Origin of the sequence: Thermus thalpophilus (assembly GCF_022760915.1) — a bacterium.
Classification (GTDB): Bacteria; Deinococcota; Deinococci; order Deinococcales; family Thermaceae; genus Thermus; species Thermus thalpophilus.
Genome location: NZ_JAKTNS010000023.1, coordinates 1 through 23,086, shown reverse-complemented (window position 1 = coordinate 23,086; position 23,086 = coordinate 1). Strand labels below are relative to the sequence as shown.

Here is a 23,086-nt window from a genome sequence, read left to right as displayed (position 1 = left end):
CTGGCGCCAGGCGGTATACTGCTAGCGGAGGTGCTATGGCGTATGAAGAAAGCTTTGGTACTCGCGGCCCTTTTGGGGCTCGCCCTAGCCCAGCAGGCCAAACCCGAGGACGTCATCAAGGAGCAGTGCGCCAAGGCCAAGGTGGTGGCCGAGCTATGGCACGGCTTTACCGGCGGGGCCCCGAAGCTGGCCTTGGAGAACCTGGTGGTGGAGTTCAACAAGGCCCAGCAGGGCCGTTGCGTCCGCCCCGTCCCCCAAGGGGGGTACCGGGACCTCTCCACCAAGATCAAAGCCGCCTTCGCCGCCGGGAAGGTGCCGGCCATGGCCCAGGCCTACGAGAACAACATCGCCCTCTACCTCGAGGCCAAGGCCCTCTTGCCCATTGAGTCCTTGGGGGTGAGGCTCCAGGGGGTAAACCTCGCCTTCCTGAACGCGGTGCGCTTCGGGGGCGTGGTCTACGGGGTGCCCTTCAACAAGAGCATCCAGGTCCTCTACTACAACAAGGACCTCCTGAAGAAGCACGGGGCCAAGGTGCCCACCACCCTCGAGGAGCTGGTGGCCCTGAGCAAAAGGCTTTCCCAAGCGGAAGGGGGCCCGGTCTTCTGGTTCCAGCCCGACGCCTCCACCTTCGCCTACTTCTTCTTCAACCTGGGGGGCAGCTACCTGAAAAACGGCAAGCTCGTCTTGAACTCCAAGGAGGCGGTGGAGGCCCTCACCCTCCTGCAAAACGGGGTGAAGGAGGGGTGGGCCAAGGCCATCACCTCCGGCTACATCAACCAGAACCTGGGCTCCGGGCCTTACGCCTTCAGCGTGGACACCTCCGCCGGCTACACCTACTACCGCCAGGGGGCTAAGTTTGACCTGGGGGTGGCCACCCTTCCCGGAAGCAAAGGGCAGGTGGGGTTTGGCTTGGTGCAGGGCACCAACCTGGTGGTCTTCCGCCAGGCTTCCAAGGAGGAGCAGGCGGTGGCCAAGGACTTCCTGCAGTTCGTCCTGAGCCCCCGGGCCCAGGCGGTCTTCGCCACGGCCACGGGGTACGTGCCCGTGACCGAGGCCGCCCTCAAGGACCCCGTTTACCAGGCGTACGTGGCGGAAAACCCCGACTACGCCACCATCGTCCGCCAAAGCCGCTACGCCAAGTTTGAGCCCGCCTTGGCGGAGTGGGAGCAGATCCGCTTTGACATCCTGGGCCAGGCCATCAAGGAGGCCATCCTGAACAAGGTGGACCCCAAGGCGGCCTTGGACAAGGCGCAAAAGCTCGCCGAAGACCTCCTTTCCGGCAAGACCCGCTAGGCCAAGGGCGCTTGGGCCGCCCGCCCGTGGGGGCGGGCGGTTTGTACCACCCCATCCTGGCGCAAGCCAGGATGGGGACCACGGGAGTCCCTTAGGCGAGAGCAAATGTGCGAAGGGTACCGGAGAAGAAGGGTTTAGACTGAAGGCATGCCTAAGGGATACCACGACCGCGTGGCCTTCGTGGACCTCTCCACGGGGCGGATCTGGTACGAAGGCTATGGCGAGGCCTTTTGGCGCCGCTACCTGGGGGGAAGGGCCCTTGCCGCTTACCTCCTCCTCAAGCACGTGCCCAAGGGAGCAGACCCCCTGGGCCCGGAGAACGCCCTCATCTTCGCCCCCGGGGTTCTCACCGGCACCCCCATCTCCGGCTCGGGGCGCAACACCGTGGCCGCCAAAAGCCCCCTGACCGGGGGGTACGGGGACGCCGAGGGCGGGGGCTTCTTTGGGGCTGAGCTGAAGAACGCCGGCCTGGACGCCCTGGTGGTCCTGGGCCGGGCGGAAACCCCCGTCTACCTCCACGTGGAGGGGGGGGAGGTGGCCGTCCACCCCGCCTCCCACCTCTGGGGCAAGGACCCCTTGGAGGTGGAGGCCCTGATCAAGGAGGTCCACGGGGGGAACACCCGCATCGCCCAGATCGGCCTGGCGGGGGAGAACGGGGTCCTCACCGCCAACGTCATCCACGACCTGGCCCACTTCGCCGGGCGGGGGGGCTTGGGGGCGGTGATGGGGGCTAAGCGCCTGAAGGCGGTCTCCGCCCGGGCCCGGAAGGAAACCCTTCCCGCCTACCACGACCCCGCCCTCCTTAAGGAGCTCGCCCGGCGCATGGCCAAAGAGCGCATGGAGCGGGCGGCGGGCCTCGTCACCATGGGCACCGTGGGCACGGTGAAGCCCTTTAACCTTCGGGGGGTCCTCCCGAGCCACAACTTCCTGGATGGCTTCCTCGAGGGCGCCGAGGCCCTGGACGGCACCAGCCTGGACGCTTTAGGCATCCGCATCGGGCGGGACACCTGCTACGCCTGCGCCATCCGCTGCAAGCAGGTGGTGAAGATTGAGGGCACGGGCAAGTACGACGTGCGCCCGGAGTACGGGGGGCCGGAGTACGAGGGCCTGGGGGCCTTGGGCTCCACCTGCGGGGTCACCGATCCCTACGCCGTGACCAAGGCCAACACCCTCTGCAACCAGTACGGCCTGGACGTGATCGGAGTGGGGGTGACCATCGCCTGCGCCATGGAGGCGGTGGAGAAGGGCTACCTGGACGACGAGGGCCTGGGCCTCCGCTTCGGCAACGGGGATGCCCTCATCTCCGCCATAGAGAAGCTGGCCAGAAAGGAAGGGCGGCTTGGGGCGCTTCTGGCCCGGGGGGCGAAGCGCCTGGCGGAGGCCATCGGCCATCCCGAGCTGGCCATGCACGTGAAGGGGCAGGAGGTGCCCATGCACGACCCCCGGTACAAGCGGGCCCTGGGGGTGGGCTACGCCGTGAGCCCCACGGGGGCCGACCACAACCACAACCTCCACGACACCGCCTTCGCCAAGGAGGGGAGGGCCTTGAAGGAGCTTCGCTTCTACGGGGAGGACTTCCCGCCCCTTCCCGTGGAGAACCTTTCCGAGACCAAGATCCGCATGCTTTGGACCAAGACCCGGGAGCGGGGCTTTGTGAACAGCCTGGTGCTCTGCGACTTCGTCCCCTGGACCCCCGAGGAGTGGCGGGAGGCGGTCTACGCCGCCACGGGCTGGCGCCTCACCCCGGAGGAGATGCTGGAGGTGGGGGAGCGCACCCTGCACCTCACCCGGCTCTTCAACCTGCGGGAGGGGATCGGAGAGGAGGAGGACCGGCTTCCTGAGCGCTTCTTCCAGCCCTTCCGCAAGGGGAACCCTGAGGCCCGCCTGGACCCCGTGGCCTTCCGGGAAGGGGTCTTGGCCTACCGCCGGCTCGCCGGCTGGGAAGGGGGAGTGGACCCCAGGCGGCTTGCCGCCTTGGGGCTAGAGGAGTTCCAAAACGCCCTGGCGTAGGAGGGCGGGGAGGGGGGGCTCGCCCACCTTGAGGAGGGCGTACCGCCCCCGGAGGAGGGCGAGGAGGCGGAGGGCCTTGAGGTGGGCGGCCAGGGCCTTCCGGTAGCCCTCCACCTCCTCCTTTCCCACGGGGAGGGTTTCCCCCGTTTCCACGTCCTTTAGGAGGGCTTCCCCAAAGGGCGGGGCGAGTTCCAAGGGCGAGAGGATCTGCACCAGGACCAGCCGCCGGGGGAGGAGCCGGGCCCACGGCAGGGGGTCCAGGCCGTCGGTGAGGAGGACCAGGGTCCCCCGCCCCGCCCCCCAGGCCCCGGGCCTGCCCCGCAGGAGGCGGGCCGAGGGGTCCTCCTGCCGGGCGATCTTCAGGAGGAGGGCGGCCACCGCCTCGGCGTAGGCCAGCTTCCCGTGGAGGCGCATGCTTTCGCTCTCGTCCAAGAAGAGGCGGAAGCGGGCCCTTTGCGGGGCGGTCTCCAGACGGGTGTAGAGCCTTCCCGTCTTGGCGTAGGCCCGCCAGTGGACCCGGCGCACCTCGTCCCCGGGGGCGTAGGGGCGGAGCTCGAGGAACTCTCCCCCTAGGCCCTTCTGCCGGGCCAGGCGCTCCCCGGGGTAAGGGAGGTGGGGCTTAGTGGCGAGGCGGTGGCGGATCATGCCGTCTGGCAGAAGGTGCAGACCCCCACGGGGGGGAGGGGCTCAATCACCTCCTCCCGGCTCCCCTCGCGGAAGACGGTGATCCCCTTGCACCCCTCCTTCCAAGCGGTGAGGAAGAGCCTTTCCACCACCTCCTTGGGGGTTTCCTTGGGTAGGCTCACCGTGGAGGAGATGCTTTGGTCCACGTGGCGCTGCAAGGCGGCCTGGAGGCGCACCCGCTGGAAGGGGTCCACGGTGTGCGCCGTGGGCCAGTCGGGGGCACCGCCTTTCGTGGCCCCCCGGTAGCGCCGAAGGAGGGGGTGTTCCGCCAGGAAGACCGCTCCCCCGGCGTGGCGGAGGTAGGTGAGGGCGAAGATGGGCTCAATGCCCCCCGTCACCCCAGCCAGGATGGAGATGGAGCCCGTGGGGGCGATGGAGAGGAGGGCGGCGTTCCTTAGGCCCTTTTCCACTTCAAGGATTAAGCCCTCGGGGAGGGCCTGGATGAAGGGGCTTTTGAGGTGCTCCCTGGGGTCAAAGGCGGGAAAGGGGCCTTTCTCCTGCGCCAGGCGGGCGCTTTCCCGGTAGGCCGCCTCCTTGATGCGGCGCATGACCTCCTCGGCGAGGCGGAGGGCTTCCTCCGTGCCGTAAGGGAGGCCCAGCATGGCCAGCATGTCCGCCAGGCCCATGACCCCAAGCCCGATGCGGCGGCTCCTTAGGGAGGCCTCCCGCTGGGCCTGCACGGGGTGGCGGTTCTTGCCCAGGTCCACCACCGCATCCAGAAAGCGCACCGCAAGCCGGGTGGCCTCTTCCAAGGCGGGGTAGTCCAGGTGGGCCTTGGGGGTGAAGGGGGCTTTCACGAAGGCGGCCAGGTTGAGGCTCCCTAGGTTGCAGGCCCCGTAGGGCTCCATGGGCACCTCCCCGCAGACGTTCACCCCCTTTACCTCCATCCCCCCATACTGGGCCGTGGCCCAGGTGCGCACCCGGTCCCAGAAGAGGAGGCCGGGCTCGGCGCTACTCCAGGCGGCCTCCACCAGGGCCTCCCAAGCCTCCTTGGCCCGGATGGTTGCCGTGATGTGTTCCCTTGGGCTTGTGAAGGAAAGCTGCCAGGGCTCGTCCGCCAGGGCCGCTTCCAAGAAGGCGTCCGTGGCCCTTAGGGAGAGGTTGGCGTGGCGGATTTTGGTGCGCTCGGGGTCGGTTTTGGCCTTTAGGAAGTCCAAAAGCTCGGGGTGGGTGTCGGAGAAGGTGAGCATGAGGGCCCCCCGCCTTCCCCCGCTCGCCCCCATGACCCCCGCCAGGGTGGAGAAGAGCTCCATGAAGCTCACCGCCCCGGAGCTCTCCACCCCGGCGTTCCCCACCTTGGCCCCCTTGGGGCGGAGGACGTCGGCGTTGGTGCCCACCCCGCCCCCGTAGGCAAAGGTGCGCATGGCCTCGTCCAGGAAGCGGGCGATGCCCCGCACGGAGTCTTCCCGGATGGGGAGGAAGTAGCAGTTGAAGAGGGTGCTCTTGCGCCAGTTGCCGAGGCCGAAGAGGATTCTGCCCCCGGGGACGAAGCGGAAGTCCTGGAAGAGCCCGAGGTAGGCCCCTTCCATCCCCCGGTCCACCCGGGCGGCGTGGCGGGCTAGGCGGCGCCAGAGCTCCGGGGGGGTGGCCTCAAGGGGCCTTCCTTCCCGATCCCTCAGGGCGTAGCGCCTGAGGAAGACGCTTGCCCGGAGGTCGTCCCCCCCGAAGAAGTCCAGGGCGAGCCGGTACGCTTCCTCCTCCCGGTAGGGCGTGGGCACGCCTTCAGTTTAGACCCGGATGGTCACCCGGGCCCCGGTTTCAAAGAGGTGGATGGAGTCAATAAAGCGCACCACCCGGGTGGCGTGGCCCATGACGATGGAGTGGGTTCTGGCCCCCCCGCCGAAGAAGCGCACCCCCTCCAGGATGTCCCCGTCGGTGATGCCCGTGGCGGCGAAGACGATCTCCTTGCCGGGGGCCAGGTCCTCCGTGCGGTAGACCCGGTGCTCGTCCCCGCCCATGGCCCTAAGCCGCGCCCGCTCCTCCTCGTTTTGCGGCACGAAGCGGGCCTGGATCTCCCCGCCCAGGCACTTCAAGGCGGCGGCGGCCAAAACCCCTTCCGGGGCCCCGCCGATGCCCATGACCGCATGGACCCCCGTGCCCCTTATGGCAGCAGCCAAGGCGGCGATCACGTCCCCGTCGGAGATGAGCTTGACCCGGGCCCCCGCTTCCCGGATCTCCCGGATGAGCCGTTCGTGCCGGGGGCGGTCCAGGACCACGATGACCAGGTCCTCCACCGAGCGCTGCAGGGCCAGGGCCAAGGCCTTGAGGTTGGCGGAAACCGGCCAGGTGAGGTCCACGAGCCCGGCGGCGGGCGGGGGGACGATGAGCTTTTCCATGTACATGTCCGGGGCGTGGAAGAGCCCGCCCTTTTCGCTTAGGGCGATCACGGTCACGGCGTTGGGCAGGCCCTTGGCGGCGGTGGTGGTGCCCTCCACCGGGTCCACGGCGATGTCCACCTCGAGGCCCCCCTGGCCCAGGACCTCCCCGATGTAGAGCATGGGGGCCTCGTCCATCTCCCCCTCGCCGATGACCACGGTACCCCGGATGGGGAGCTCGTTGAGGACCCGGCGCATGGCCTCGGTGCCCGCCTCGTCCACCGCCTCCTTGTCGCCCTTGCCGGCGTAGCGGCTCGCCGCCAAGGCGGCCTGCTCCGTCACCCGCACCACTTCCAGGACGAGCCTGCGCTCAATTTCCATGGTTCCATCATAAGGGGTCTAGCCTTGGGGCCGGCGCCGGGCCCAGAGGGTTTCTGCCAGCTCCTCCAGGCCCACCCCCTCCTCCGCCAGGGTGAGGAGGAGGTGGAAGAGGAGGTCGGCGGCCTCGTGGCGAAGCTCCCCCTTATCGTGGTTCTTGGCGGCCAGGATCACCTCCCCCGCCTCCTCCGCCACCTTCTTGAGGATGCGGTCCAGGCCTTCCCGGTGGAGTCTCGCCACATAGCTCCCTTCGGGAAGGGTCCTGAGCCTTTCCGCTATGGTGGCGTAGACCCTTTCCAGGACCTCCCCGATACCGGGGGCGGTGGCTCCCGGGAGGAGGGGGCGGTGGAAGCAACTCCTTTCCCCGGTGTGGCAGGCGGGGCCATGGGGGAGGACCTTGTAGACCACGGCGTCCCCGTCGCAGTCCAAGAGGACCTCCACCACCTCCTGGTAGTGCCCCGAGGTCTCCCCCTTGCGCCAAAGGGCCTGGCGGCTTCGGCTATAAAAAGTGCTCCGCCTCGTCCTCAGGGTTTCCTCCAGGGCCTCCCGGTTGGCGTAGGCCAGGGTGAGGACCTCCCCCGTGCGGGCGTCCTGCACCACCACCGGGACGAGGCCCCGCTCGTCAAAGCGCACGGCCGCTAGGTCCATGCCCCTAGTCTAGCCGCACCCTCACGCCCCTTTCCGCCAGGAAGCGCTTGAGGTCTGGGACCCGGATCTCGCCGAAGTGGAAGATGCTGGCGGCCAAGGCGGCCTCGGCCCCCGCCTGGAAGGCCTCGAGGAAGTGCTCCTCCCTCCCTGCCCCCCCACTGGCGATCACGGGGACGTTCACCGCCTCTGCCACCATCCGGGTGAGGGCTAGGTCGTAGCCCTCCTTGGTCCCGTCCCGGTCCATGCTGGTGAGGAGGATTTCCCCGGCCCCGAGCTCCGCCCCCCTGACCGCCCACTCCACCGCGTGGAGGCCCGTGGGCACCCTTCCCCCCGCCACGTGGACCTCGGGGAAGCCTTCCCGCCACTTGGCGTCAATGGCCAGGACCACCGCTTGGGCGCCGAAGTGGTCGGCGAGCTCCTGGATGAGCTCGGGCCGCTTCACCGCGGCGGAGTTCACGCTCACCTTGTCCGCCCCCGCCAGGAGGAGCCTCCGGGCGTCCTCCAGGGAGCGCACCCCCCCGCCCACGGTGAGGGGGATGAAGACCCTTTCCGCCACCTGGGCCACCACCTCCAGGAGGATGGCCCGCTCCTCGTGGGTGGCGGAGATGTCCAGGAAGACGAGCTCGTCCGCCCCCGCCTGATCGTAGGCCTGGGCCGCCTCCAGGGGGTCTCCGGCGTCCCTTAGGTTCACGAAGTTCACCCCCTTGACCACGCGGCCGGCGTGCACGTCCAGGCAGGGAACGATGCGCTTGGCGAGGCTCATAGGGGGGGATCGTAGAGGAGCTCCACCGAGGGTAGGAGCAGGGGGGCAATGGGTTCGCCCTTGGCCACGAGGCGGTGGAGGCGGTAGAGGCCCCCCTTGGGCTCCCGGAAGACCTCGAGGCCCGCAGGCCCCGCTAGCCACACCTCGGGAATGCCGTGCCGCGCGTAGAGGGGTAGCTTCACCTGCCGGTCAAACTCCAGACCGGAAAGCCCCACCTCCACCAGGAGGAGAACGTCTTCGGCCCGTGGGTGGGCTCGGGTGTAAAAGTCCGCCCTGGGCTTAAGGAGAAGCAGGCCCGGTTGGGGCAGGCTGTCTTGGCTGAGGAGGAGGGGGCTTTGCACCCGGAGCTGGACCTGCCCGAGCACCTTGTGGGCCAAGGCGGCTAGGAGCCAATCCAAAAGCCCCGCGTGTTCGCTTCCTATGGGGGCCATCTCGTAGACCTCCCCTTCTAGGAGCTCCCACCGGGTGGCGGGATGGAGGCCTGCCGGGGCGGAAAGCTCCTCCACGGTGAAGCGGTGCCGCACCGCCATGGTCCCATTATAGGCCCCTTTTCCCTGGGCCTTCCCCGTGCTACCATCGGGGGAGTGGAACGGGTGAACGTGGTGGGCGGGGGCCTCGCGGGGAGCGAGGCCGCCTGGACCTTGGCGCGGCTGGGCGTCCCCGTGCGGCTATACGAGATGCGCCCCAAGCGCATGACCCCGGCCCACGCCACGGGGCATTTGGCGGAGATCGTCTGCTCCAACTCCCTGGGCGGGGAGGGAACGGCCAACGCCAAAGGGCTCTTGCAGGCGGAGATGCGCCTTGCGGGAAGCCTCGTCATGGAGGCGGCCTTGCGGGCCCGGGTCCCCGCCGGGGGGGCCTTGGCCGTGGACCGGGAGGAGTTTAGCGGCTACATCACGGAGAGGCTTTCCCGCCACCCCCGGGTGGAGGTGGTGCGGGAGGAGGTGGGGGAGATCCCCGAGGGGATCACGATCTTGGCCACGGGGCCCCTCACCTCGGAGGCCTTGGCAGAGGCCCTGAGGCGCCGCTTCGGCGACCACTTCCTCTCCTATTACGACGCCGCAAGCCCCATCGTCCTCTACGAGAGCATTGACCTCGGTAAGTGCTTCCGCGCCGGGCGCTACGGCCAAAGCGCTGACTACCTGAATTGCCCCATGACGGAGGAGGAGTACCGCCGCTTTTACGAGGCCTTGGTGGCCGCGGAGCGGCACGTGCCCCACGAGTGGGAGAACCTGCAGTTCTTTGAGGCCTGCGTGCCGGTGGAGGAGCTGGCCCAAAGGGGGTACCAGACCCTTCTCTTTGGCCCCCTGAAGCCCGTGGGGCTCAAGGACCCCCGCACGGGGAAGGAGCCTTTCGCCGTGGTGCAGCTCCGCCAGGAGGACAAGGCGGGGCGGCTTTGGAGCCTGGTGGGCTTCCAGACGGGGCTCAAGTGGCCGGAGCAAAAGCGCCTCATCCAGATGATCCCCGGCCTGGAAAACGCCGAGATCGTGCGCTACGGGGTGATGCACCGGAACACCTACCTCAACGCCCCGAGGCTCCTCCGGGAGACCCTGGAGTTCCAGGGGGCGGAGGGCCTCTTCGCCGCTGGGGTCCTCGCCGGGGTGGAGGGGTACTTGGAAAGCGCCGCCACCGGTTTTCTGGCGGGGCTCAACGCCGCAAGGCGGGCCCTAGGCCTTTCCCCCGTGGCCCCGCCCGAGGAAAGCCTCTTGGGGGGTCTGGTCCGCTACCTGGCCACGGCCAACCCCGAGGGCTTCCAGCCCATGTACGCCAACTGGGGCCTGGTGCCCCCCGTGGAGGGGCGGATGGGGAAGCGGGAAAAGCGGGAGGCCATGTACCAGCGGGGCCTTTCCGCCTTCGCCCGCTGGCTTCAGGCCCTCACGCCCCCCCTGCCCGCTAAAGCCCCCGCATCCTGAGGGCTTCCTCCGCCACCTCCCGCTCGTTCCAGGGGAGGGCTTCTTGGCCCCTTTCTAAGCTGTTCTCGTGCCCCTTGCCGGCGAGGAGGACGGTGTCCCCCTCCTGGGCCTCGAGGACCGCTTGGAGAATGGCCTCCCGGCGGTCCGGCACGATCCGGAACCTCCCCCCTTCCCGCCGGGCCGCCTCCGCCAGGGCGCTAAGGATCGCCTCCAGGGGCTCCGTGCGGTGGTCCTCCTCGGTGAAGAAGGTGAGGTCGGCGAGGCGGGCCGCCACCCGGCCGATGTCCTCCCGCCGCCTCGGGTCCCTTTCCCCCGCCGCCCCCACCACCAGGAGGAGCCTGCCGGGCGTGGTGCGCCTTAGGGTCCTTAGCGCCTCCTCCAGGCTTTTCCCCGTGTGGGCGAAGTCTATCACCACCCGGAAGGGGGCCTTCTGCACCACCTCCATCCTTCCCGGCACCCCGGGGAAGGTGGCAAGGCCCGCTAGGGCCTCTTCCAGGGAAATCCCAAAGTGGAGGGCCGCCGCCAGGGCCATGAGGGCGTTGTCCACGTTGTAGGGCCCCAGGAGGGGCAGGAAGGCCTCGCCCTGGCCCCAGGGGCTTTGGAGGCGAAAGCGAAGCCCCTCCGCCTCCTCCCTTACGCCTTCCGCCCACACCTCCCCCCCGGGGCCCACCAGGAGGTGGGGCCGCTTCCTTAGGGCTTCCAGGTGGGGGAGGCTCGTGTGGAGCACCGCCACCTCCGAGCGCTCCACCAAAAGGGCCTTGGCCCGGAAGTAGTTTTCCGCCGTGCCGTGGAGGTCCAGGTGGTCGTCGGGGTAGAAGCTCACGAAAAGCCCCACCCGGTAGGCAAGCCCCTCCACCCGTTTGAGCGCCAGGGCGTGGCTGGAAACCTCCAGCACCGCCGCCTTTAGCCCCCGGTCCGCCGCCTCCCGGAGGAAGGCGTAGACCTCGGGGGCCTCGGGGGTGGTGAAGTGGCCCAAGGGGGGCCTTGCTTCCTCCCCCAGCCTCAGGCCCACGGTGGAGAGGAGCGCCGCCTTCACCCCTCCCGCCTGGAGGAGGTGGTGGAGGAGGCTTGCCGTGGTGCTCTTGCCCTTGGAGCCGGTGACGCCGAAGAGGGCGAGGAGGGCGTCGGGCTCGCGGTAAAAGCGCCGGGCGAGGAGGGCTATGGCCAGGCGGGCGTCTTTCACCCGGAGGTAGGGCACGGGCAGGGATAGGTCCTTTTCCCCCACCACGGCGATGGCCCCACGGGCGAGGGCCTCGGGGATGAAGGCGTGCCCGTCCAGGGGCTTGCGGTGGGGGAGGGGCACCCCGGGGACGGCCACGAAGACGAAGCCGGGGGCCACCCGCCTGGAGTCCAGGGTGATGCCCCGCACCTCCTGGGGCGGGGCCTCGAGGCCGAAAGGAGCGAAGAGTTCCTGCAGGGTCATGGGCGTAATAGGGGGCGCAAGGCGGTAAAGAGGGCTTCCTTGGCCTGCTCGTCCTCCACGAAGTCCACCTGGTCCCCCTCCACCACGTAAACCGGCGAGAGGTCCCAGGAGGCGATGAGCTCCTCGTAGAGGCGGTTTAGGGCGAGGAGGTAGCCCTCGGGGATGTTCCGCTCAAAGGGGCGCCCCCGCTTCTGGATGCGGGCCTTCAGGGTGGGGAGGCTCGCCCGCAGGTAGATGAGGAGGTCGGGCTTGCGCAGGGCGGGGGCCACGCCGTGGAAAAGCTCCAGGTAGGTCCGCCAGTCCCGCTCGGAGAGGTGGCCTTCAAGGTAGAGGTTCTGCGCGAAGACGAAGGCGTCCTCGTAGAGGGTGCGGTCCTGGACCACGCGGGGGCTTCCGTTCACCTCCAGGAGGTGTTGCCGCACCCGCCTGGCCAGGAAGAAGACCTGGGAGGGAAAGGCGTAGGCCCCCATGTCCCGGTAGAAGTCTTCCAGATAGGGGTTTTCGCTCACTGCCTCGTACACCGGCTTGAGCCCGAAGGTTTCGGCCAGGAGTGCGGTGAGGGAGCTTTTGCCGCTGCCGATGTTGCCGGCGATGGCCACGTACATCCTAAACCCCTAGGGAAAGGTGGGCCTTCACCAACTCCACCACCCGCTTCCGGTCGGGGCCCCCCGGGGCATAGTCCAGCTGGTCCGCCTCGAGGACCAAAAGGGGGTGGGGATAGCGGGCGAAGTGCCGCTCGTAGGCCTGGGAGAGGGCTTCCAGGTAGGCGGGGTCTATGGCCCTCTCAAAGGGCCGGCCCCGCTTCTTTATGCGCTCCAGGAGCACCGGGACCGGGGCCCTCAGGTAGACGGTGAGGTCGGGGGCGGGAAGCCTGGGGGATAGCTCCCGGTAGAGCTCCAGGTAGAGGTCCCACTCGGGGCCTTCCAGGGTGAGGCTTGCGAAGATGGCGTCCTTGTCAAAGAGGTAGTCCGCCACCACCCCGCCGAAGAGGGGCCTTTCCTTTAAGCGGGAAAGCTGCCGGTAGCGGGAGAGGAGGAAGAAGGCCTGCGCCTTGAAGGCGTAGCGCTTGGGGTCTTGGTAGAAGAGGGGCAAGAAGGGGTTTTCCTCCACCACCTCCAGAAGGGGCTCCGCCCCCAGGGCCTCGGCCAGGAGCCGGGCCAGGGTGGTCTTGCCCACGCCGATGGGGCCTTCAATGGCCACGTACACGCCTCACCTCCTGGGCCGGGCCACCAGGGTCAGGGTGGCCTCGAGGCGCCGCCCTTCCCGCCACAGGGTGAGGCGCACCCGGTCCCCCGGGCGGTAGCGGGCGATGAGCCGCACCACCTCCGCCTTGTCCTTCACCGCCTTGCCGTTCACCGCCAGGATCACGTCCCCCAGGGCCACAAGCCGCCCCTGGGCGTCCCGCTGCGCCCCCCTAAGCCCCGCCCGGGCGGCGGGGCTACCCGGCTCCACCCGGTCCACCATGGCCCCTTGGGTGGTGGTGAGGCCCACGGCCCGGAGGAGGACCGGGGGAAGCTCCTCCAGGCTCACCAGGCTGGCCCCAAGCCACCCCCGCTGGGGGATGCCGAAGCGCTCCAGGTCCTGGACGCTCTGGGCGGCGAGCTCCGCCGGGATGGCCACCCCAATCCCCCCCACCCCGGAGGGCCCCCCCACCACGTCCGCCACCACCCCCACCACCTCCCCCTGCAGGTTCAAAAGGGGGCTTCCCGAGTTCCCCACGGTGAGGGGGGCGTCGGTGAAGAGGTACTCCCCCACCTCGGCCCCGATGCTGGGGTCGGGGGTGGGGACCTCCAGGGGGCCCAACCCGGCCAGGATGCCGTAGGAAGCCAAGGGCCCCTGGCCGTAGGGGAAGCCCACCAGCACCAGCCCCATCCCCAAGGGGAGGCTGGCCGCCGGGGCCTTGCTGAAGGCGAGGATCCCCGGGGCCTGGACCCCCTTCACCGTGAGGAGGGCCAGGTCAATCCCCGGATCCACGGCGAAGGTTTCGGCGGGAAAGGTGCGCCCGTCTGTTAAGCGCACGGTGAGGTCGGCCAGGTCCCGCACCACGTGGTAGTTGGTCACCACCCGAAAAGGGCTCACGAAGAAGCCCGTGCCCACCACCTGGTCTTCCCCGGGGGCGGTGGGGGTGCCCTGGATGCGCACCACCGCGGGCAGGGCCTTCTTGATCACCTGGCTGCGCGCCACCTCCTCGGGGGAGGTGAGGCGCTGCCCCAAGGCGAAGAGGAGGAGGAGGGCCAGGAGGGCGAGGCGCATGGCCTTACATTACCTCGGGGGCGGGGATGCCGAGGAGGCCGAGGCCCGCCTCAAGGGTTTCCTGAAGGCGCTGCACCAGGCCAAGCCGTAGCTCCCTCAGGCCCTCGGGGGCGGTGAGGACGGGGGTGGCGGGCTGGCCCCCTTCCTTGGCGTTGTAGTAGGCGTTCCAGGCCGCCGAAAGGTCCAGGAGGTACTGGGCCAGGACGTGGGGGGTCTTCTCCTCCGCGGCCTCGAGGACCGCCTCCTCAAAGTCCAGAAGGCTTAGGGCCAGGGCCCGCTCGTAAGGGGTGGCCTGGGCGAGGTCCGGCTCGCCCCATTCCCCGGCCTTGCGCAGGATGCTGTGCGCCCGGGCGTGGGCGTACTGGATGTAGGGCCCCGTGTCCCCGTCAAAGGAGAGGGCCTCTTGGTAGCGGAAGTCAATCTGCTTCTTGGGCTCTGTCTTGACCATGGCGAAGCGGATGGCCCCGAGGGCCACCATCCCCGCCGCCTCCTCCTTGGCGGGGTGTTCGGGGTTTTTCTCGGCGATGATGGCGAGGGCTCGGCGCCTTGCCTCTTCCAGCACCTCGTCCACGCTCACCGCCACCCCCTTCCGCCCCGACATCTGCTTGCCCTCGAGGAGCACCGTCTCGTAGGCCAGGTGGAAGGCCCCTTGGGCCAGCTCGGGGTGCCCCACCAGGGCCAAGGCGGCCCGCACCAGGGCCTGGGGGTGGCTTTGCCGCACGTCAATGACGTTGATGGTCTCCCGGGCCCTGGGGGTGTAGGCTTCCCCCTCGGGGGCGCTCGTCCTTAGGCCCGGGTAGAAGGGGTTCTCGTAGGGGCGGAAGCGGAGGCCCTCCAAAAGCCCCATCTTCCAGAACTGGAAGGCGATGTCCTTGGCGTAGTAGGTGGCGGCGCCCCCGGAGCGCACCAGGACGAAGTGGGGGTCCTCCAGCCCCGGGATGAAGGGGCTTGCGTCCATGACCAGGGCCCCGGCGTACTTGCCCTCCTTGGGGCGGAAGACGTAAGGGCTTTGTTGCAAAAGGGCCAAGGCCTTCCCCAAAAGCCCCGCCCGCACGATGTCCGACTCCCAGACCAAAAGGTCATAGTGGGCGTTCAGGGCGTGCATGGTGGCGAGCTGGGCCAGGAGGATGCGGTTCACCTCCTCCCTGAGCTCCCCCCGTTCCAGGGCGTGGAGGACCTCCTCAATCCCCGGCTGGAGCCTTTCGTAATCCGGGTCCTGGTGGAGGCGCACGTAGGCCCTGCCAGCGAAGTGATCGTACTTCTCCTTCCCATCCCAGGTGAGGCCGTAGTGCCTTAGGGCGAAGAGGGTTTCCGCCGCCTGGCGGCCGGTGTCGTCAATGTAGTTGAGGACCAGGACCTCCCGCCCGGCGTAGGCCAGGATGCGGGCCAGGGCGTCCCCCAGGGCGATGTTCCGCAGGTGGCCCACGTGGAGCTCCTTGTTGGGGTTCACCGAGGTGTGCTCAATGAGCACCAGGCCTTCCCGCTTGGGGAAGGGCTTTTTCTCCTTTAGGGCCTCGAGGAGGAGGGCTTCCGTGCGCAGGCGGAAGTTCAGGTACCCCCCCACGGGGACGGCCTCCTCCACAAAGGGGGGAAGCTTTAGGCGTTCCTTTAGCTCCTGGGCGATGGCCTGGGGGGGTTTCTTGAGCTCCTTGGCCAGGGCGAAGAGGGGGACCCCGTAGTCCCCGGGTTTGTCCTTGGGGGCCCGGGCCACCTTGGGCTTTAGCTCCAGGCCCATCTCCTTCAGGGCTTCGTGTATGGCCTCTTCCAGGGCGCGGCGCACCATCAGGGCCTCATCATAAGGGCTTTTCCCCTAAGGCGGCCTTGAGGGCCTCCGCCGCCTTGCGGTTCATACCCGGAAGGCGGGCGAGCTCCTCCAGGGGGGCTTCCTTGAGGGCCTTGAGGCCCCCGTAGCGCTCCAAAAGGAGGCGCCGCCGGGCCTCCCCGATCCCGGGGATCCCCTCCAGCACCCGGAAAAGCTCCCGGCTTCGGTCCTTTTGGTGCTGCTTGAGGCCGTTTTGGTGCGCCTCGTCCCGCAGGTGGATGAGGAGCCTTAGGGCGGGGTGGGTGAGGGGAAGGCGGATCTCCCGCCCTTCCGGGGTGACGAGGACCTCCTCCTTCTTGGCCAGGCCCACCAGGGGGATCCTTAGCCCGGCCCGCTCCAGCCCCCGCTGCGCCGCCCGCACCTGGCCCAAGCCCCCGTCAATGAGGAGGAGGTCGGGAAGGGGCATCTCCTTGAGGCTTCCCGTGTAGCGGCGGTAGACGCCTTCCTCCATGGCCTGGTAGTCGTCGTTCCCCGCCCTTAGGCGCATGCGGCGGTACTCCTGGCGCTTGGGCTTTCCCCCCTCAAAGACCGCCAGGGAGAAGACCCGGGCCTGGCCCTGGAGGTGGCTTATGTCGTAGGCCTCGATGCGGAAGGGGCGGGTGGAAAGGGCGAGGAGGTCCTGGAGGGCCCTGAGGGCGGGGTGGTCCCCCCGGCGCTCCCGGGCCTTGAGCTCGGTTTCCAGGGCGAGGCGGGCGTTTTTCTCGGCGAACTCCATGAGCCGCGCCTTCTCCCCCCTTTGGGGCACCCTAACCTCCACCTTGCGCCCGGCGCGGCGGCGGAGGAGAGCCTCCAGCCCAAAGAGGTCCTCCAGGGGAAAGGGGAGGAGGACCAGGGGAGGGAGGGGGGAGGCCTCGAGGTAGTGGTCCCGGAGGAAGGCCCAAAGGATCTCCTCGTCCGTGGCCTCCTCCTTCTCCACCACCCGGCTGATGCGCCCCAGGATCCGCCCGCTTCGCACCTGGAAAAGCTGCACCGCCGCCAGGGCCCCGGCCCGGGCGAAGCCCAGGAAGTCCAGGTCGCCAAGCTCAGGGTCAAAGGCCTGCTGGTTCGTGGCGAAGAAGGCCTTTAGGGCCTCCATCTGGTCCCGGATCTCCGCCGCCCGCTCAAACTCTAGGCGCTGGGCGGCCTCCCGCATCTTGGTCTCCAGCTCCGCCAAAAGCCCGTCCACCCGCCCTTCCAGGACTGCCTCCACCTGCCGCACCACCTCCCCGTAGGCCTCGAGGTCCGCCTTGCCCACGCAAGGGGCGAGGCAGCGGCCCATGCTGTGGTTGAGGCAGGGAAAGCGCCGCCGCTTCATGGGGAAGCCCGAGTTCTTGCGCAAGGGGAAGTGGCGGTCAATGAGGGTCTTGATGCGCCTCAAGGCCCCCGCCTCGGGGAAGGGGCCGTAATACTTGGCCCCGTCCTCCTCCACCCGCCGCACCACCAGGAGGGTGGGGAAGGGCTCGCGGGTGAGCTTCAGGAAGGGGTAGTGCTTGTCGTCCTTGAGGAGGACGTTGTAGGGGGGGCGGTGGGCCTTGATGAGGTTGGCCTCCAGGAGGAGGGCCTCCACCTCGTCCCGGGCGGCGATGAAGTCCAGGGCTGTGGCCTCCTCGGCGATGCGCCGGGCCTTGCCCTCGGCGTGGAAGTAGCTCCTTACCCGGGCCTTTAGGTTCTTGGCCTTGCCCACATAGAGCACCTCCTCCCCCCGTTTCCAGAGGTAGACCCCGGGGGTTTCGGGCAGGGGGAGAAGCTCCTCGAGCCGCACAAGCCCCATTGTAGAGTGCCCTTATGGAACCCGTGATGGTGGACGCCCACCTGGACCTGGCCTACAACGCCCGCTCCCTGGGGCGGGACCTCACCCTGCCCCTCGAGGCCCTAAGGGCCAAGGACCCCCACCCCGACACCCCCTTGGTGACCCTGGAAAGCCTCAAGGAGGCGGGGGTGGCGGTGGCCTTCGCCACCCTCTTCGCCGACCCCCGGGAGGGGGGAAGGGAGGACTGGCTGGAGGAGGTCTACGCCCAACTGGCCCTCTACGAGGCCTGGGAGAAGGGGGGCCTGGTGCGGATCCTTAGGGAAAGGGAAGACCTCCTGGCCCACCTCGCCCGCTACCCCGAGGACCGGGTCTTGGGCCTGGTGCTCCTTTTGGAGGGGGCCCACGCCCTGGAGGCCCCGGAGGAACTAAGGCCCCTGCGGGCGCGGGGCCTCAGGCTCCTTTCCCTCACCTGGGCCACCCGGAACCCCTACGCCGGGGGGAACGCGGAGGAGGGCCCCCTAACGGCCGAGGGAAGGGCATTCCTTAAGGAGATGGAGCGGCTTGGGGTGGCCCTGGACCTCTCCCACCTGGCGGAGGAGGCGGCCTGGGAGGCCCTAGGGGCCTATGGAGGGGCGGTGTGCGCCACCCACGCCAACTGCCGGGCCTTGGTGCCCTCCCCCCGCCACCTTTCCGACGAGCTCCTGAAGGCCCTAGGGGAAAGGGGCGGGGTCTTGGGCCTCGTGCCCTACAACGCCTTCCTGGACCCCGGCTGGCGGCGGGGGATGGCGAGGCTTCCCTTGGAAGCCTTCCTCCGCCACAAGGCCCATGCGGAAAGCCTCCTCGGGCCCAAGGGCGTGGGCCTCGGCACGGACTGGGACGGGGGGTTTGGCCTCGAGGCCGTTCCCCAGGGCCTAGAGCGCCACCGGGACTTAAGGGCCTTAGGGGACGCGGCCTTTTTGGGGGGAAGCTGGCTTGCTTGGCTCGCCCGCTGGTTCTAAGGGCACCACCGCCAGGGTGCAGCGGCTTGCGGCGATGAGGCGCTCCTCCTCGTCGTAGACCCTCACCTCCCAGACCTGGGTGGTGCGGCCCACGTGCAGGGGCCGGCCCACGGCCTGGATCACCCCCCTCTGCTTCTTGCGGATGTGGTTGCAGTTGATCTCCAGCCCGAAGGCGGCGTGCCCCGGGGGGCAGTTCAGAAAGCCCCCCACGCTGGCCACGCTTTCCGCCAGGGCCACCGTGGCCCCGCCGTGGAGGAAGCCGAAGGGCTGGTGGACCCTAGGGGTCACCTCCAGCTCCGCCACCACCTCCTCGGGGGTGAGCTTGAGGTAGCGCACCCCTAAGGTGTTGTCCAGGGTTTCCCCTTTTAGGAAGGCGGGAAGCTCCATGGCCTGGAGTATAAAGGGGTTGTGGGCGAGGTGCGCGCCTTCCCCGGGCTTCTCTCCCCCCCGGCGGGGCTGGATTTCCTCCGGGACCTCCCTTCCGAGGGGGGGCTCCACCTGGTGGCCTTCGCCGAAGGCGCCCTGGAGGCCCTTAAGGCGGCCTTCCGGGAGGGGGTGCGAAGCCTCGTCCTCCTTTCCCCCATCCTGCGCAAAGACGCCCTCCTCGCCGCCAAGCTAAGGGCCCTCCGCTTCGGCCTGGAGAAGGGCGGGGTGGAGGGTTTTGCCACCATCGGGCGGGCGCTTTTCTTCGGGCCGGAGGCGGCGGGAAGCGAGGAGGTCTTCCAGGTGTGGCGGGAGGGGCTAAGCGAGGAGGGGGTGCGGGCCTGGTTGGAACGGGTGGAGGGGCTGGGGGACGAAAGGCGCTGGCTTAGGAGCACGAAGGCCCGGGTCCTGGTGGTCCAAGGGGCCCTGGACGCCTTCACCCCGCCCCACCACGGCCAGGAGGCGGCGGACTTCGCCAAGGGGGAGGCTTTGCGCTTCAGCGTGGAGGGGGCGGGCCACTTCGTGCCCTGGGAGGCGATGGAGGAGGTGCGCTCCTTGGTGGCGGACTTCCTCCTGGGGGAAAGCTTCCGCCCCTTGCCGGGGGGGCTTGCCCTGTGAGGCGGACGGGCTACCTCCACCTTTACGGCCTAAACCTGGTCTTTGACCGGGTGGGGAAGGGGCCTTCCGTGCTCCTCCTGGCGGAGGAGGCCTCCCGCTGGCCCGAGGACCTCCCCGAGGGGTACACCTTCTACCTCCTGGACCTTCCCGGCCACGGGCGCACGGGAGGGCCCCCCATGGCCCCGGAGGAGCTCGCCGAGTACGTGGTGGGCTTTTTGGTCATGCTCAACCTGGGCTCGCCCCCCATCCTCACCCGGGGCTTGGGGGAGGCGGTGGGGGAGGCGCTGGCCGAGCGGGGCTACCGGGTGCTCCCCGGGGGTAACTTAATAGAAACCTTGTCAAGAGGCTTTAGCCTGTGATAGATTGGCCGTGGGAGGTGTCGCTATGAGGAAGCTCTTCGGCGCTTTGGTGGTGGTGCTCGGCCTGGCTTCGGCCCAGTTTTCCGTGGAGAACCTGAAGCCTTCCTTGGCCCTGGTGGGCGGCACCCAGGGGTTGGGGGCGGAGCTTTCCTGGCACTGCCTCCTCTTCCAGCCCCCGGTGGGGGAGGTGCGGCCCGCTTTGGACGTGGCCTACACGGTAAGCGGCTCCTGGAACGGGGCCTTCCTCTTCCGCTACCTCTACCCCCTGGCGGAGGGGCTTAAGGCCGGCGTGGGTCTGGGGGCGGTCTTCCCCGGGTTTAGCGGCGCCCAGTTCTACTTCCGCGCCGACGCTGAGTACGACCTGAAGGCGGCCCTAGGGGTTCCCCTCTTCCTGGGCGGGGATGTGGGGCTTGCCGGGGGTACCCTGGCGGCCCAGATGAAGCTCGGCTACCGCTTTTAAAGGGCCGGGTTTTCCGGGGGAGGGGTAGGCTCCTCCCCCGCTTCTTCTTCCCCGGGGGCGTCCACCTCCACCTTCATCACCTCCCTCAGGAGGCTCGTGGCGTAGCTCCCCTTGGGGAGGAAGAAGGATAGCCACAGGCCTTCCGGGCTTTCCACGAGGCTCCACTCGGCGAGGGGCACCCGGATGGGCCGCCTGGCTCCCCGGCGGGCCCGGAAGTCCTCCCGCTTTAGGCCGAAGCGGGCGAGGATCTCGTCCTCGAGGCTCCGGGCCTCCCCTTGGGCCTCGGGGTACTTCTTGCCGAAGAGGGGCCCGGTGGCGCTGATCTCCAGCCTTAGGGCCCGTTCCGCCTCCTCCGGCCTTTCCACCAAAAACTCCCCCCCCGTGGCGTGCTTCTTGGCCCAGTCCCCGGGGACCACCCGGTCGTAAAGCCCCCGCTCCATCCTCAGGGCCACCCACTCGTTGAAGAGGAGGCTTTGCAGGCTGCCGATGAGGAAGCGCTTGAGCCAGGGGCTTCCACGTCCCTTGCCCCGCTTCACCAACTCGTAGCCCTTCACCGGGTTGAGCCCCCCCAGGCCGAAGCGCTGGGGCCCGTAGTAGTTGGGCACCCCCTTTTCCTGAAGGGCGCGCAGGATGGCCTCGGCCCTTTCCCGCCCCTGGGCTCCCCGGATCAGGATCCGAAAGCGGTTTCCCTTGAGGTGGCCGGTGCGGAGCTTATTGGTGTGGAGGCTGGCGTCAAGAAGCCTCACCCCCTTCAGGTCTTCCAAGAGGCAGAGGGCGTCCTCGTACTTCCTGGGGATGGAGAACCACTGCCGGGTGCGGGCGCGCTTGTCCTTTAGCCCCGCCACCCCGATCTCCTTTTCCGGCACCCCCACCGCGTCCCGCAGGAACTCCAAGACCTCCCGGGTGGTGCGGCCTTCCTTTTCCAGGAAGAGGTAAAGGTGCTCTCCCTCTCCTTTAGGCAGGTAGGCGGGCACCTCCTCCACCTGGAAGTCCCCTGGCTCCACCCGGATGGCCCCGCCCACCCCGGGGAGGTCCTGGGTGAGGAAGGGGTAGCGCTCGGGGCGGTAGACGAGGTCCATCCCTTTATTGTCGCCTAGGAAAGGGCCTTCAGCCAAGCCTCCAACACCCCGAAGCCGTAGCGGAAGAACCCCTCGGAGGCGAGCTCCACCCCGGCCTGCTTCAGGATCTCCTTGGGGCTTGCGCTTTCCCCGGCCTTTAGGACCTCCAGGTACTTGGGCACGAAGGCCTCGCCTTCCTCCTGGTAGCGGCCGTAGAGGGCGAGGACCACCAGGTACCCCAGGGCGTAGCTGTAGGTGTAGAAGCGGTAGTGGACGAAGTGGGGGATGCCGGCCCAAGCGGCCCGGTCCAGCTCCGTCCAGGCCACGGCTTCCCCGTAGAGGCGCTTTTGCTCCTCGTCCCAGATCCCGTGGAAGGCCTCGGGGGAGAGGGCGGCCTCCTGGCGGGCGAGGAGGCTTTTTTGTTCAAAGAAGGTGTACATCACCTGGCGGAAGAGGGTGTTGATGGCGTCCTCCACCCGTTCGGCCAGGAGGAGGGTCTTTTCCTCGCCGGAAAGCCTTTCCATGAGGAGGTCGTCCAAAAGGAGCTCGGCGAAGACGCTGGCCGTCTCCGCCAAGGGGGTGGAGGCCCCGAAGTTGAGGAGGCGTTGCTTGCGGGCCAGGTAAAAGTGCACCCCGTGCCCCAGCTCGTGGGCTAGGGTGTGGGCGCTATCCAGGTCGTCCGTGTGGTTGAGGAGGACGTAGGGGTGGGTGGAGGGAAGCCCCCCGCTGCAGAAGGCCCCACCCCGCTTGCCGGGCCTGGGGTAGACGTCTATCCAGCGCTTTTCAAAGAACTCCCGGGCGATGGCCTCCATCTCGGGGGAGAAGCGGCGGAAGGCCTCGAGGACGAGGGCTTTCGCCTCCGAAAAGGGCACCTTGGGCTTCTCCCCCAACGGGGCGAGGAGGTCTTGGCTTGGGGTCTTCTCCTGGCCCAGGCGCTTGGCCTTAAAGCGGTAGTAGCGCTCCACCAGGGGGTAGTGGGCCTCCGTGGCGGCGAGGAGGGCTTCAATGTCCCTTACCTCCACCTCGTCCCTTAGGGCCACGGGCTCCAGGGGGTGGCGGTAGCCCCGAAGCTTTAGGTCCTGGAGGTAGTCCAGGTAGACCGCGTTGAAGACGGCGCTTAGGGTGGGGGCTTCGGCCGTGAGCCTGCCGTAGAGCTCCCGGTGGGCCTCCCGCCGCACCTCGGGGTCGGGGTCGCGGCGGAGGGCCCGCACCTCCATCTCCGTGAGCTCCTTGCCCTTCACCAGGAAGCGGAAGCGGCCGGTGTATTCCGTATAGAACTGGCTCCAGGCGCTTCTTCCCACCAGGCCCTTGAGGTTTAGGAGCTCCTCTTCCCGCTCGGAGAGGGTGTGGGGGGCGTAGGCCCGCTGCCTTAGGAGGAAGTGGCGGAGGTCGGCGAGGCCAGGGTGGGCCAGGAGGGCCTGGAAGGCTTCCTCGGGAAGCCGCCTTAGGGCCACCTCCAGGGGCACGAGGCGGTTCCTGACCTCGGTGAAGCGGTTCCGCACCCGGTCCAAGAGGGCCTTGGCCGTGGGGTCTTGGGTGCGGGTGGCAAAGTAAAGGCTGGCGAAGTTGAGGGGCTTGTAGGCCTTTTCCAGGGCCGCCTCGTAGCGGCGGAATAGGTCTTGGGCTTTTTGGGGGGAGAGGAGGTCCTCAGGGTTTAGGCCCTCCGCCAGGGCGAGGGCGGCCTCGAGGTCCTGCTGGATCGCGGGGTCCTCGGGTCCTTTATAGAGGTCGGAAAGGTCCCATTCCACGGGGCTAGTATACTTGCTCGGGATGCTGCTTTGCTTTTTGGATGAATCCGGGGATCACGTTCTGAAAAAGGTGGACCCGCAGTATCCCGTCTTCGTCCTCGCTGGGGTCTTGGTGGAGCCAAGCCATTACCGGGAAGCTATGTACACGTCAAAACCTCCATAGGGCATAACCCCAAGGGACTTCCGCGCCT

Annotated in this window: 23 protein-coding genes; 8 read left to right on the top strand and 15 right to left on the bottom strand. The window is 68.5% G+C overall.

Features of this window, described 5'->3' with window-relative positions; all coding sequences use genetic code 11:
* The first annotated feature begins 42 nt into the window (after positions 1-42).
* Complete coding sequence (locus L0D17_RS08785; RefSeq protein WP_039458663.1) at positions 43-1,293, top strand: ABC transporter substrate-binding protein; 1,251 nt, start codon at positions 43-45, stop codon at positions 1,291-1,293.
* Positions 1,294-1,440: 147 nt separating this feature from the next.
* On the top strand, positions 1,441-3,303 hold the full coding sequence (locus L0D17_RS08780) for an aldehyde ferredoxin oxidoreductase family protein (protein WP_243094816.1): 1,863 nt from the start codon (positions 1,441-1,443) through the stop codon (positions 3,301-3,303).
* Here L0D17_RS08780 and L0D17_RS08775 read toward each other — a convergent pair.
* Genes L0D17_RS08775 through L0D17_RS08750 form a run of 6 tightly spaced genes read right to left on the bottom strand, consistent with a single transcriptional unit; the run spans position 3,274 to position 8,621 of the window.
* Complete coding sequence (locus tag L0D17_RS08775; protein WP_039458667.1) at positions 3,274-3,948, bottom strand: DUF58 domain-containing protein; 675 nt, start codon at positions 3,946-3,948, stop codon at positions 3,274-3,276. The two genes, L0D17_RS08780 and L0D17_RS08775, sit on opposite strands and share 30 nt — an antisense overlap.
* Complete coding sequence (locus tag L0D17_RS08770) at positions 3,945-5,705, bottom strand: adenosylcobalamin-dependent ribonucleoside-diphosphate reductase (RefSeq protein WP_243094815.1); 1,761 nt, start codon at positions 5,703-5,705, stop codon at positions 3,945-3,947. Before L0D17_RS08770 ends, L0D17_RS08775 begins: the two co-directional genes overlap by 4 nt.
* A 9-nt stretch (positions 5,706-5,714) precedes the next feature.
* A complete protein-coding gene (glpX, locus tag L0D17_RS08765; RefSeq protein ID WP_039458672.1) occupies positions 5,715-6,683 on the bottom strand; it encodes a class II fructose-bisphosphatase in 969 nt (322 codons plus the stop codon).
* 18 nt (positions 6,684-6,701) lie between these two features.
* On the bottom strand, positions 6,702-7,328 hold the full coding sequence (hisIE, locus tag L0D17_RS08760) for a bifunctional phosphoribosyl-AMP cyclohydrolase/phosphoribosyl-ATP diphosphatase HisIE (protein ID WP_039458674.1): 627 nt from the start codon (positions 7,326-7,328) through the stop codon (positions 6,702-6,704).
* A 4-nt stretch (positions 7,329-7,332) separates the two neighbouring features.
* Positions 7,333-8,091: an imidazole glycerol phosphate synthase subunit HisF gene (gene hisF, locus L0D17_RS08755; RefSeq protein WP_039458677.1), complete on the bottom strand. Its 759-nt coding sequence runs from the start codon at positions 8,089-8,091 to the stop codon at positions 7,333-7,335.
* Positions 8,088-8,621, bottom strand: a complete 534-nt coding sequence (locus tag L0D17_RS08750; protein ID WP_243094814.1) for a Uma2 family endonuclease — start codon at positions 8,619-8,621, stop codon at positions 8,088-8,090. Before L0D17_RS08750 ends, hisF begins: the two co-directional genes overlap by 4 nt.
* 54 nt (positions 8,622-8,675) lie before the next feature.
* On the opposite strand from L0D17_RS08750, the gene trmFO reads away from it, so the two are divergent.
* On the top strand, positions 8,676-10,004 hold the full coding sequence (gene trmFO / locus L0D17_RS08745) for a methylenetetrahydrofolate--tRNA-(uracil(54)-C(5))-methyltransferase (FADH(2)-oxidizing) TrmFO (protein WP_039458727.1): 1,329 nt from the start codon (positions 8,676-8,678) through the stop codon (positions 10,002-10,004).
* On the opposite strand, the gene L0D17_RS08740 is transcribed toward trmFO, so the two are convergent.
* Genes L0D17_RS08740 through uvrC form a run of 6 tightly spaced genes read right to left on the bottom strand, consistent with a single transcriptional unit; the run spans position 9,985 to position 17,252 of the window.
* Positions 9,985-11,427, bottom strand: a complete 1,443-nt coding sequence (locus L0D17_RS08740) for a Mur ligase family protein (protein ID WP_039458681.1) — start codon at positions 11,425-11,427, stop codon at positions 9,985-9,987. The two genes, trmFO and L0D17_RS08740, sit on opposite strands and share 20 nt — an antisense overlap.
* A complete protein-coding gene (locus L0D17_RS08735) occupies positions 11,424-12,032 on the bottom strand; it encodes a deoxynucleoside kinase (protein WP_039458684.1) in 609 nt (202 codons plus the stop codon). Before L0D17_RS08735 ends, L0D17_RS08740 begins: the two co-directional genes overlap by 4 nt.
* 1 nt (position 12,033) lies before the next feature.
* Positions 12,034-12,633 (bottom strand): deoxynucleoside kinase, encoded by a 600-nt coding sequence (locus L0D17_RS08730; protein ID WP_039458686.1) that lies wholly within the window; start codon positions 12,631-12,633, stop codon positions 12,034-12,036.
* 3 nt (positions 12,634-12,636) lie between these two features.
* Complete coding sequence (locus L0D17_RS08725) at positions 12,637-13,680, bottom strand: S1C family serine protease (protein WP_039458688.1); 1,044 nt, start codon at positions 13,678-13,680, stop codon at positions 12,637-12,639.
* A gap of 4 nt (positions 13,681-13,684) precedes the next feature.
* Positions 13,685-15,463: an arginine--tRNA ligase gene (locus L0D17_RS08720; protein WP_243094813.1), complete on the bottom strand. Its 1,779-nt coding sequence runs from the start codon at positions 15,461-15,463 to the stop codon at positions 13,685-13,687.
* 10 nt (positions 15,464-15,473) lie between these two features.
* On the bottom strand, positions 15,474-17,252 hold the full coding sequence (gene uvrC / locus L0D17_RS08715; protein WP_243094812.1) for an excinuclease ABC subunit UvrC: 1,779 nt from the start codon (positions 17,250-17,252) through the stop codon (positions 15,474-15,476).
* Positions 17,253-17,266: 14 nt separating this feature from the next.
* Between uvrC and L0D17_RS08710 the strand changes: the two genes are divergently transcribed.
* Positions 17,267-18,229: a dipeptidase gene (locus L0D17_RS08710; RefSeq protein WP_243094811.1), complete on the top strand. Its 963-nt coding sequence runs from the start codon at positions 17,267-17,269 to the stop codon at positions 18,227-18,229.
* Here L0D17_RS08710 and L0D17_RS08705 read toward each other — a convergent pair.
* Entirely contained in the window at positions 18,170-18,616 is a 447-nt protein-coding gene (locus L0D17_RS08705; protein WP_243094810.1) for a PaaI family thioesterase, read from the bottom strand. The genes L0D17_RS08710 and L0D17_RS08705 overlap by 60 nt on opposite strands.
* 21 nt (positions 18,617-18,637) lie before the next feature.
* Between L0D17_RS08705 and L0D17_RS08700 the strand changes: the two genes are divergently transcribed.
* From L0D17_RS08700 to L0D17_RS08690, 3 genes are read left to right on the top strand one after another with little or no spacing between them, the layout of a single operon-like run.
* A complete protein-coding gene (locus L0D17_RS08700; RefSeq protein WP_243094809.1) occupies positions 18,638-19,270 on the top strand; it encodes an alpha/beta fold hydrolase in 633 nt (210 codons plus the stop codon).
* On the top strand, positions 19,267-19,629 hold the full coding sequence (locus L0D17_RS08695) for an alpha/beta fold hydrolase (RefSeq protein WP_243094808.1): 363 nt from the start codon (positions 19,267-19,269) through the stop codon (positions 19,627-19,629). Before L0D17_RS08700 ends, L0D17_RS08695 begins: the two co-directional genes overlap by 4 nt.
* Before the next feature lie 25 nt (positions 19,630-19,654).
* Positions 19,655-20,089, top strand: a complete 435-nt coding sequence (locus L0D17_RS08690) for a hypothetical protein (protein ID WP_243094807.1) — start codon at positions 19,655-19,657, stop codon at positions 20,087-20,089.
* On the opposite strand, the gene truD is transcribed toward L0D17_RS08690, so the two are convergent.
* Together truD and L0D17_RS08680 are read right to left on the bottom strand one after the other, a co-directional pair.
* A complete protein-coding gene (gene truD, locus L0D17_RS08685; RefSeq protein WP_243094806.1) occupies positions 20,086-21,168 on the bottom strand; it encodes a tRNA pseudouridine(13) synthase TruD in 1,083 nt (360 codons plus the stop codon). The genes L0D17_RS08690 and truD overlap by 4 nt on opposite strands.
* A 14-nt stretch (positions 21,169-21,182) precedes the next feature.
* Positions 21,183-22,895, bottom strand: a complete 1,713-nt coding sequence (locus tag L0D17_RS08680; RefSeq protein ID WP_243094805.1) for a M3 family oligoendopeptidase — start codon at positions 22,893-22,895, stop codon at positions 21,183-21,185.
* Between the two features lie 22 nt (positions 22,896-22,917).
* Between L0D17_RS08680 and L0D17_RS08675 the strand changes: the two genes are divergently transcribed.
* Complete coding sequence (locus tag L0D17_RS08675; protein WP_243094804.1) at positions 22,918-23,058, top strand: DUF3800 domain-containing protein; 141 nt, start codon at positions 22,918-22,920, stop codon at positions 23,056-23,058.
* Positions 23,059-23,086 lie beyond the last annotated feature (28 nt).

What these genes read in the sequence shown, in the direction of transcription:
- L0D17_RS08785 (WP_039458663.1), top strand. Translation starts at nt 43, where the DNA reads ATGAAGAAAGCTTTGGTACTCGCGGCCCTTTTGGGGCTCGCCCTAGCC.
- L0D17_RS08780 (WP_243094816.1), top strand. Translation starts at nt 1,441, where the DNA reads ATGCCTAAGGGATACCACGACCGCGTGGCCTTCGTGGACCTCTCCACG.
- L0D17_RS08775 (WP_039458667.1), bottom strand. Translation starts at nt 3,948, where the DNA reads ATGATCCGCCACCGCCTCGCCACTAAGCCCCACCTCCCTTACCCCGGG.
- glpX (WP_039458672.1), bottom strand. Translation starts at nt 6,683, where the DNA reads ATGGAAATTGAGCGCAGGCTCGTCCTGGAAGTGGTGCGGGTGACGGAG.
- hisIE (WP_039458674.1), bottom strand. Translation starts at nt 7,328, where the DNA reads ATGGACCTAGCGGCCGTGCGCTTTGACGAGCGGGGCCTCGTCCCGGTG.
- hisF (WP_039458677.1), bottom strand. Translation starts at nt 8,091, where the DNA reads ATGAGCCTCGCCAAGCGCATCGTTCCCTGCCTGGACGTGCACGCCGGC.
- L0D17_RS08750 (WP_243094814.1), bottom strand. Translation starts at nt 8,621, where the DNA reads ATGGCGGTGCGGCACCGCTTCACCGTGGAGGAGCTTTCCGCCCCGGCA.
- L0D17_RS08740 (WP_039458681.1), bottom strand. Translation starts at nt 11,427, where the DNA reads ATGACCCTGCAGGAACTCTTCGCTCCTTTCGGCCTCGAGGCCCCGCCC.
- L0D17_RS08735 (WP_039458684.1), bottom strand. Translation starts at nt 12,032, where the DNA reads ATGTACGTGGCCATCGCCGGCAACATCGGCAGCGGCAAAAGCTCCCTC.
- L0D17_RS08725 (WP_039458688.1), bottom strand. Translation starts at nt 13,680, where the DNA reads ATGCGCCTCGCCCTCCTGGCCCTCCTCCTCCTCTTCGCCTTGGGGCAG.
- L0D17_RS08720 (WP_243094813.1), bottom strand. Translation starts at nt 15,463, where the DNA reads ATGGTGCGCCGCGCCCTGGAAGAGGCCATACACGAAGCCCTGAAGGAG.
- uvrC (WP_243094812.1), bottom strand. Translation starts at nt 17,252, where the DNA reads ATGGGGCTTGTGCGGCTCGAGGAGCTTCTCCCCCTGCCCGAAACCCCC.
- L0D17_RS08710 (WP_243094811.1), top strand. Translation starts at nt 17,267, where the DNA reads ATGGAACCCGTGATGGTGGACGCCCACCTGGACCTGGCCTACAACGCC.
- L0D17_RS08705 (WP_243094810.1), bottom strand. Translation starts at nt 18,616, where the DNA reads ATGGAGCTTCCCGCCTTCCTAAAAGGGGAAACCCTGGACAACACCTTA.
- L0D17_RS08690 (WP_243094807.1), top strand. Translation starts at nt 19,655, where the DNA reads ATGAGGAAGCTCTTCGGCGCTTTGGTGGTGGTGCTCGGCCTGGCTTCG.
- truD (WP_243094806.1), bottom strand. Translation starts at nt 21,168, where the DNA reads ATGGACCTCGTCTACCGCCCCGAGCGCTACCCCTTCCTCACCCAGGAC.
- L0D17_RS08675 (WP_243094804.1), top strand. Translation starts at nt 22,918, where the DNA reads ATGCTGCTTTGCTTTTTGGATGAATCCGGGGATCACGTTCTGAAAAAG.